Genomic DNA, 8,086 nt, shown 5'->3' with positions numbered 1-8,086 from the left:
GCCAAATTAACAGTTACATCTTTCTTCCTCCGGCCAACACGACCGTCTACGAGCTAGCTCGTCGCCGTCCTCTGAGGCTCACCGCCTCATCGGAGCCAGCGTGGTCGCGCTGAACGCCGCCGAGGGGGACTCCATCGATCATAAGCTTCAGGTAGATGCGATAATTCGGTAGCTGCAATAGATCGATCTCATCAAATCGTCCCTGAAACTCTCGAGCAAGATATGGCGCATCCTCCGAGCCAACTCTCCCGCATTTCCCAGCACCGCATGGCGCACGTCTGGTTCAAGCTGATAAAGGTACTGGTGGGCGACTGTAAAGCCGACCCGTGCTTGCGAAGCTCTGAAAACATATTCGCCATGGCGAGCGTCGTAAAGTCAACGTAGACAAAGAAGGAGCGCCGTTCATACTCGGGTAGTGTTCGCCGTCAGGACTTGTGAGACAAACAGGGGGATTTTGCGGAGGGAGGATTTCTGGTTCATCGTAGCCACCAAGAGCGAAGATGAAACAGAAATCCGGACCGGGCAAAGCGTCGGCAGACCAAGTGCTAAAGGACATTCGGCGCCAGACCCGCCGGCAGTATTCGGCGGAAGAGAAGATCCGCATCGTGCTGGAAGGATTGCGGGGCGAGGAGAACATCTCCGAGCTTTGTCGCCGAGAAGGCATTGCCGCCTCGATGTATTACGGCTGGTCGAAGGAGTTTCTCGAGGCCGGCAAGCGCCGCCTGGCCGGCGACACGGCACGAGCTGCGACCTCCGGCGAGGTGAAGGACCTCCGCCGGGGGGGCCGCCGCCTTGACGGAGGCCGTCGCCGATCTGACCCTGGAGAACCGTCTGCTCAAAAAAAGTATGAACGGAGATGGGGAGGACGAGGCATGAGGTATCCCGCCTCAGAGAAGGCCGAGATCATCCATTTGGTCGAGCAATCGCACCTTCCGGCCAAGCGCACACTGGACAAGCTCGGGATCCCGCGCGCCACATTCTATCGCTGGTATGATCGCTACCGCGAGGGAGGCGTTGAGGCGCTGGCCGATCATCGGTCTCGACCAGACCGGGTCTGGAACCGCATCCCGGACGATGTGCGGGGCCAGATCATCGACCTGGCGCTGGAGTTACCTGAGCTGTCGCCACGCGAGCTGGCCGTGCGGTTCACCGACGAACGAAAGTACTTTGTCTCCGAGGCGTCGGTCTATCGGCTGCTGAAGGCGCATGACCTCATCACCAGCCCGGCCTATGTGGTGATCAAGGCCGCGAACGAGTTCAAGGACAAGACGACGGCCGTCAACCAGCTCTGGCAGACCGACTTCACCTACCTCAAGATCACCGGATGGGGGTGGTACTATCTCTCGACCGTGCTTGACGACTTCTCGCGCTACATCGTCGCCTGGCGACTTGGTCCCACCATGTGCGCTTCCGATGTCACAGCCACCCTCGACCAGGCACTCGCCGCATCCGGCCTTGACCACATCGCCGTCGCGCACCGCCGGCCAAGGCTTCTCAGCGACAATGGTTCGAGTTACGTGGCGGATGATCTGGCCGAGTGGCTCGACCAGAAGGGCATGCAGCACGTGCGCGGCGCTCCGTACCATCCTCAGACCCAGGGAAAGATCGAGCGCTGGCATCAGACGCTGAAGAACCGCATCCTGCTCGACAACTATTACCTACCCGGTGATCTCGAGCGTCAAGTAGGAGCCTTCGTCGAACACTACAATCACGTCCGCTACCATGAGAGCATCGACAACCTCACGCCTGACGATGTCTACTTCGGCCGGGCTGGGGCAATCCTCGCCGAGCGAAAACGCATCAAGCGCAACACCATCGCAACCCGCCGCTTGCAGCATCAACTGCAGGTCGCTTAAACTCTTACCTCTGATGAGCCAGAGCCTCCCTTCTCGAAAAGCCTGATCAGTCTCAAATTATCTGACGACGGACAGACTCCGAACTCTGTCCAACGACTGGCAGGAGAAAATGCCGATCTCGCCTTTTTCGTTGCCCATCATCACGTCGGCGGAGAAGGCGCGTACACGCAGTGACGGAACTCGCTCGCTCCCCTGACAAGGGAGGAACAACTTGAAGCAGTTTGGTCTACCTCCTCGTGAACAAGTCACGCCCCGTCATTTTGTGAAACTGCCAGTCCGATCCCACGTAATATAGTGTCCACCCAGCTGGAATCTTATTAGCAGCTACACGACCGTTCCAAATCGTGATTGTTTTGCAGTCTGGGGCCGCGGGTGCCGTCCAATTGACATAGAAATCTATTCTGTTTGCGGTGACGACACCTGCGACAGGGTAAGGCTGTCCCCGGCACGAAAATCCAGTCGCGTTGTTGACATACGTTCCCGCGAAATTCCCTGTTGACGGGTCTAGCGTCTGGATCGAGAGAAACGAGCCCCTTTGATTCACCCATGTGGAGGGGACGGGCAACTGCGCGTGAGCAGGTACCGATATGACGGCAAAGAGCAGAAGCACAAACAAGCGTTTCATGGTATTCCCCTAGGCATTAGGCAACTGCACAAACGCTGCCGGATATAGATGCGCTCTGACGATACGGCCATGCAAGTCGCTTCCACGCTCAACCCAGAAGCGCACCCCCTCCACGAAAAGTTCTCGCTTCGTAGTTTCGCCAGATTTTCTCCAGAGGCGGATTTGCCGACGGCCTCATTTTCTCGAGCGACGTTGGGTGCCGACCTCTTGAGAATGCTCGAAGAGCGAACGACGCAGCGAGTTACAGCGTCTTGAGGTATTCGAGCAGCGCCTTTTTGTCTTGTTCGCTCAAATTCGTCCCGTACTCGTGGCCGCATCGGCTGTTTCCAGAATTGATGTCATTACATTCCGTGACGGATAGTGAGTCACTTTGAGGCTCCTGGGTGGCGGCAAGACCAACGTTTTCGATGTCGTACTTCCGTCCAATGCTAAACTGCGATTTGCGCTGTGCGGACGGCTTGAGCAATTCCGCCAGGGTAGGAACCGAGCCGTTATGAAGATAAGGTGCGGCGGCCCAAATGCCCTGAAGAACGCGGGCCTCGTAGGCGCCCCATTGAGGGAGTCGACTGCGCGACGCTTTTTCTGCCCCCTTCCGCCTGGCTTTTTTGATCTCTTCCGAAGTGCTGACAGCGTCGAACGCCGTTACCAGATCCTGCAGGGTCGGCGGTAGTCGTACCAACCCCAGAGACTCCGGGGTCTCCGACGACCCCGGATCTGGCGCCGTCGCGACCCGTGCGTTGGTGGAAGGGGCGCCACCGGCCAGCAGGTGTTCTGCGATCGAACCAATCACCGAGGTCGCGAGAATGTTAAGAACCTGATCCTTCTCCTTAAGAGGAGCGGTCGCGAAGGGAATGTACGCTCCATTCAGCACGCCCGACTTGGCTTTCCAGGCGAGGACATCGTACTCACGTGTATCGGTACCGACGTTCTGGACCACGGTTCTCCATGTTTTGATGAATGGAAAGCGCTGCTCGCCGTCTTCAATCCCATGACAACCGCTGCATCCCCCTTCATCGGAACCTCTTTCGAAAATCATCTTACCCCGGATGGCTAAGGCAGCGTCAATCTTCCAGGGCCATTTCGGAGGGCCGATTCGCTTCACGAGGTTTTCAAGCTCGCTAAGGCCGTCGAAATTGGTGGAATTGCCATTGAGGAAATTGATGACCGCTCCCTGACGCTTGGGCTCGAACGTAGCGAACACCCCCAGAACCTCGCCAACGTTCCGGGCCAGCCCCAAGATGTCACTTCCGTTCTTTGCAAATCCCGGCCATTGCGTCTTGTCCTGCCGCGGCGCATTCCAAAGGAATGGGTATCTCACGGGAGCGTCAGCGGTTTTTATGTTTTCCGGGATCATAAAATCGGGTGGCGGGCCGATGTCCAATCCAGATAAGCGGTTGAAGATCATCCCGACAGCATCCAGACGGCCTACTCCCCAGCCTCGTTTGGGCAGGGCTCGCACCACAAGCGTGTGAAACCGCAAGTACCACCTGTCTACCTGCCGGCGAAGATCCTCAAGATCAGCCGTATCGGGATTTGCGGAGTGCAGAACAGCTGCAGCAAACGGAGCAAACGAGTCATCGCTAGCAAGCACATCGCCGACAGCCCTGTCCAAATCACCAAGCAGCGCGTAGAAGTCCACGAGTCCGGGACCGCCATCGACACGATACATATTGCCGTCGACTTCGATCTGGCGCGTATGACATGCGGAGCAGGTCATTCCGACAATTTGGAAACCTTCAGGACCGGAGGCATGAAAGCCGATGGGAAGGCTGGCCTTGTTGCCGGGATTGGGGAGATAGCCGTACCGCGACAAACCATCGGCGAGAAACGGTTGTCCGTTCCTTTGCTTTAGCGCCTGCATCCAAGACAGCGCGATCAAACGCGAGCCCTGATCGCGCACATAGAAGTCCGCTCTCGCCGTCGCGGTCCAATCTGTACCTTGGTCAACGTAGAATGGAATGGCGTCCGCGCCCTGTGCGCTCGATCTTGTCGTGGCAGCAACGGTTAAGCCGATCAGAAAGAGAACACGAAGCATCGTATGGCCCACCGTCTTTCAAAGTCGCCTGAATAGTTGCTCGCGGTCCTAAGGTCCTCTCGCCGTTGCGGCAAGTTGATCTCAGTCCTCTAGCCTGGCCTCAGAATACAAGTCGCCTGATGATGAGGCATTAAAGGTCTCAGACCCGCTAAGTTCAACCTACCAAGTTTTGTAGTGCCGGCTGCCTCTGCATCGCCTACCAATGGAAATCGCAGAACCTGCGCCATAATCCGAGGGCCCACGCCTGGCCCGTGCCCTATGTTCGCTCTCTGAGGTGGCGGGTGGCCCGCCCGCGGCAAGCTCCTTTCGAGGATTGCGCCGGATGGTCCGGCGCCGAGCCTCAAGCATGGTGAGCGGGCCCGACGAACGACAGCATTTTCGTGGGCTGCATGTGCACAAGGCGACGATTTCGGTTGCGGTGGCCGAAGGGACGCAGCGGCGAGGAAGTTCGTAACTTTGGGATCATCGCCAATCGCGCCGACCAGATCGACAAGCTGGCGAAGAAGCGCGGCAAGAGTGACCCGCAGGTAAGTCTTTGCTACGAAGCCGGACTCTGCAGATATGGCCTGCATCGACAACTGAAGGGACTGGGGCACGGCTGCCTCGTGGTGTTTCCCTCGCTGATCCCGATGAAGGCCGGGGATCGGGAAAAACCGACCGGCGCGATGCAGCGGTGCCGGCCGAGCGGCACCGGAGCGGCGGGCTGACAGCCGTGTGGGTCCGGATGCGGCGCATGAGGCCAGCGCGACCTGTTGTGCGCCGGGCTCCGATTATCGCTGTCAATGCATCCACAACGCTGCATTCCAGCGCGAGCTTCACGCCGTTCGGCAGCACACGCTCACTTTGGCCGGAGAACAAAAAGCTGGAGTCCTTTTGGGTTCCGAACCACGCACTTCATCGGTAAGCGTAGCGCCAGAGGCCCTTTGGATTGTTTGTGCGGAGTCATGAGAGCACCGTTAGAAGAGTCATCTTCTGGAAGGGTGCTCACAATGGACGACCATTCTGACGACATGAGACGACCGTTGTCACCGCGAATTGAAGTGTTCGCTGGCGCAGGTCGCAAGCGCTGGCCGGATGATTTGAAGGCACAGATTGCCGCGGAAAGCCTCGAGCCGGGGGCGGTTGTCACAGACGTCGCCCGTCGCCTTGGCTGCCGGCCCCAGCAGGTGCATGACTGGCGGCGCCGGGCGCGTTTGGGCCAGTTGGTGCTGCCGGCATGGCAGACTCGGGCCCGTGAGTGATTTGCCTGATGAGCTGCCGAGCGATCCCGCCGAGCTGCGTGTCTTGGCCGCGGCTCTGCTGGATCGCTGCGCCAGGCTCGAGCGGTTGCTCACCAGCATCATTCCCGACAATGGGATCCAGTTCACTTTTCCGTTGCACTATGCGGACAGCCTGTCTGCCAAGCGAAGCGACTCCATCCGCGGTCCGCTGGCAAACTGGTGCGCCCAAACATGCTGATCGAGATCGATGACGGAGCAACACGCGGACATCCGGCGTGTTAACGCTCCGGTCGCGACGCCGGTAGGACTTCAATTTTCTCGGCCCTCACAACGACGCGTTTTCCAATGCCGTTGGGGAGAGAACTTTCGGTCAAGTCATCTGGAATAATTCGAATATTCTTTCGGCAGGCGCGCGACTTCGCCATCATCTGGATTGCAGCGCAGTCATTTCTCAAGGCTTCCCGTTCGGCCGCCGGTGCGGCAGAATCTGCAAAAACAACCGTAACCGCGCTGGGCAAAGGTGCAATGCAGTGGTAGCCCTCCATGGCGTAGAGGCATCTCACGTTTCGAAGCTCGATAGGCTTCCCGATGAACTTAGCCGGAGCGTCATGAAGGTCATCAGAATTAAGGACCTTGAAATCGTTCGGGCTGAAATACGTAACGAATTCTTTGGTGTTCGCTGCTTCCGTCCCACTGGCGACGTCAGCAGCGCGCGCGGGCCACGCCGAACAGAATATGATTGCAGCTCCAGAAACAAGCCACTTCTGTCTAAACAAGGTTTGCCTGTGCGTCATCGGAGGCAGCTTTCTTTTTGAATGATGATTCGGCGCAGTCGGCTGCGAGCCTGTCGCCCGGGATGTCTCTGGAAGTACAGCCGCAACGTGTTCAGTTAGAGGCATCGACCTTTTCGAGTAAATAATTCGCGCCCGCTAAATCGAGGGCAGAACAAGAGCTGCTCAAAATCGTACGGTAAGGCCGAACGGGGCATGAGCATCAAGCCGCTCGTTGGATTGGCGCTGGCAGCCGAAGCGATCTGAAGCCTTTGAGCGGCGCTTGCCCCCTGCTGCGGAACGGCGAAGTGCCGCTCGCGCCCGCGTCTCGATACCTTATGTCGTTGAGTTCGTCGCCTGCCAAAGCTTGTAGGCTCACTCCCAAATGATTCAGCAACCTGTCGGCGCGTGAGACGAATCGCGCGTCACTCAGAATGCAGATGGCGCCAGGATCGGCGCCGGATCATGATCCCGGCGGGCTCGCAATCACCTTCGGGCAAATCCTTCTCGTTGCGCCGCAGTGCGTGGGTTGGAAAAGAAACGGACAGGCGCGCACCGCGTACTCTCGCGCTAGTCAGCTTCTCGAAAGCCAACCTTCCGAGAATTCGAAGCCGGTCGATGATGCCGACCCGCTGGCGGACCGGCAAGAGGCTTTGTTCCCATAAGAGCAAGGAGAGCATTATGGATTCCAATCGGATAAGCGGCGCCGGCTCGCCAGAGTCCCCGATGGGATACGTCATTTCACAGGGCCATCATGATCGTTTTGGGCGACGCTCGATGAATATTCCTGCCCGAGCGGTCATGCGATGACACTCACTGCGGTCCTGATCACGCTGCCTGTGGCGAGCGTTTCGGCTATTCTGGGGCTGGCCTGCGTTTGGACATTGATGGCGTGGGCCCGCATTGCGGTGGCCCACCACTACCCGAGCGACGTGCTGGCCGGATCTGCTCTGGCAATGCTTGTCGCGTATCCGATCTCGAAAATCTAACGCGACCGGCGTGCTGGAGGTCGCACCCGAGTGCGATAGCAAATGTCTTTCGCGGAGGTCAGCCGAGCGCCGCGCGGACCATTCCAGCCGATGGGTATTGCTTGTCAAGCGGGTATCTGGCGAGCACCTGCTCAAGCGCGTCGCTCAGGTGAGATGCGGCGCCTTTTCGGCGTCGTCACCGCCCCAGCCGGCGTCCGCGATCGATGTGTCGATCAGCTCGCCGCGCAACAGCGCGAGCGGCGACTTGTAGTACAGCGCGACGTTGTGGAGGGGATCCGTCAGGACTTTGAAGACCCAAACAATCGCGGTCTGGCCGTCACGGGTGACGAACAGCTGGATCATCCGAAAGAGGCCGCCGCCAATACCGATGACGAGCCATACCGTGCCGACTTGCCGGATGAAGTCTAGCCTCCCGGCAGGCGGGTCGAACATGCCAAACCGCGGGAAGACGTACAGTGTCGTCCGTGAAGAATACGGATCGGTCTGAGAAGTAAGCAGAATTGGTCTTGATGTAGTATTCGATTTTGCAGGAAAGTGGGGTGCTGGACCTCGTTTTCCTGCGTTTTGGGATTTTGCTTTTGGGCGATTCGT

7 protein-coding genes and 2 pseudogenes are annotated in these 8,086 nt (G+C 58.4%); 4 read left to right on the top strand and 5 right to left on the bottom strand.

The features are described 5' to 3' along the window. Positions 1–500 precede the first annotated feature (500 nt). Positions 501–1,856: an IS3 family transposase gene (locus CV770_RS39950; protein WP_245454004.1), complete on the top strand. Its 1,356-nt coding sequence runs from the start codon at positions 501–503 to the stop codon at positions 1,854–1,856. A 226-nt stretch (positions 1,857–2,082) separates the two neighbouring features. Here CV770_RS39950 and CV770_RS44385 read toward each other — a convergent pair whose 3' ends face one another. Both CV770_RS44385 and CV770_RS39935 read right to left on the bottom strand, forming a co-directional pair. Next, positions 2,083–2,481: an avidin/streptavidin family protein gene (locus CV770_RS44385; RefSeq protein WP_104466211.1), complete on the bottom strand. Its 399-nt coding sequence runs from the start codon at positions 2,479–2,481 to the stop codon at positions 2,083–2,085. A 241-nt stretch (positions 2,482–2,722) separates the two neighbouring features. Beyond that, on the bottom strand, positions 2,723–4,516 hold the full coding sequence (locus tag CV770_RS39935; protein ID WP_104466210.1) for a di-heme-cytochrome C peroxidase: 1,794 nt from the start codon (positions 4,514–4,516) through the stop codon (positions 2,723–2,725). 413 nt (positions 4,517–4,929) lie between these two features. Here CV770_RS39935 and CV770_RS44380 point away from each other — a divergent pair, with 413 nt between their 5' ends. Both CV770_RS44380 and CV770_RS44135 read left to right on the top strand, forming a co-directional pair. Then, complete coding sequence (locus CV770_RS44380) at positions 4,930–5,223, top strand: transposase (protein ID WP_201760249.1); 294 nt, start codon at positions 4,930–4,932, stop codon at positions 5,221–5,223. Between the two features lie 75 nt (positions 5,224–5,298). Continuing rightward, positions 5,299–5,757, top strand: coding sequence for a transposase (locus CV770_RS44135; protein ID WP_349627991.1), 459 nt, complete (start codon positions 5,299–5,301; stop codon positions 5,755–5,757). Between the two features lie 257 nt (positions 5,758–6,014). Here CV770_RS44135 and CV770_RS39910 read toward each other — a convergent pair whose 3' ends face one another. Continuing rightward, the gene (locus tag CV770_RS39910; RefSeq protein ID WP_104466208.1) at positions 6,015–6,530 is read right to left on the bottom strand and encodes a hypothetical protein; all 516 of its coding nucleotides are present in this window, start codon (positions 6,528–6,530) and stop codon (positions 6,015–6,017) included. Positions 6,531–6,931: 401 nt separating this feature from the next. Beyond that, complete coding sequence (locus CV770_RS39905; protein WP_146101453.1) at positions 6,932–7,186, bottom strand: hypothetical protein; 255 nt, start codon at positions 7,184–7,186, stop codon at positions 6,932–6,934. A 111-nt stretch (positions 7,187–7,297) separates the two neighbouring features. On the opposite strand from CV770_RS39905, the pseudogene CV770_RS39900 reads away from it, so the two are divergent. Next, a pseudogene (locus CV770_RS39900) lies at positions 7,298–7,495 on the top strand (phosphatase PAP2 family protein); the annotation flags it as partial. A gap of 144 nt (positions 7,496–7,639) precedes the next feature. Here the strand turns inward: CV770_RS39900 and CV770_RS43090 are convergent. Next, positions 7,640–8,086 (bottom strand): annotated as a pseudogene (locus CV770_RS43090) (hypothetical protein); the annotation flags it as partial.

It is taken from the genome of Bradyrhizobium sp. AC87j1 (genome assembly GCF_002936975.1).
GTDB lineage: Bacteria > Pseudomonadota > Alphaproteobacteria > Rhizobiales > Xanthobacteraceae > Bradyrhizobium > Bradyrhizobium shewense.
The sequence above is the reverse complement of the archived record's forward strand: the minus strand, read 5'-3'. Positions and strand labels throughout refer to the sequence as shown.

What these genes read in the sequence shown, in the direction of transcription:
- CV770_RS39950 (WP_245454004.1), top strand. Translation starts at nt 501, where the DNA reads ATGAAACAGAAATCCGGACCGGGCAAAGCGTCGGCAGACCAAGTGCTA.
- CV770_RS44385 (WP_104466211.1), bottom strand. Translation starts at nt 2,481, where the DNA reads ATGAAACGCTTGTTTGTGCTTCTGCTCTTTGCCGTCATATCGGTACCT.
- CV770_RS39935 (WP_104466210.1), bottom strand. Translation starts at nt 4,516, where the DNA reads ATGCTTCGTGTTCTCTTTCTGATCGGCTTAACCGTTGCTGCCACGACA.
- CV770_RS44135 (WP_349627991.1), top strand. Translation starts at nt 5,299, where the DNA reads ATGCATCCACAACGCTGCATTCCAGCGCGAGCTTCACGCCGTTCGGCA.
- CV770_RS39910 (WP_104466208.1), bottom strand. Translation starts at nt 6,530, where the DNA reads ATGACGCACAGGCAAACCTTGTTTAGACAGAAGTGGCTTGTTTCTGGA.
- CV770_RS39905 (WP_146101453.1), bottom strand. Translation starts at nt 7,186, where the DNA reads ATGCTCTCCTTGCTCTTATGGGAACAAAGCCTCTTGCCGGTCCGCCAG.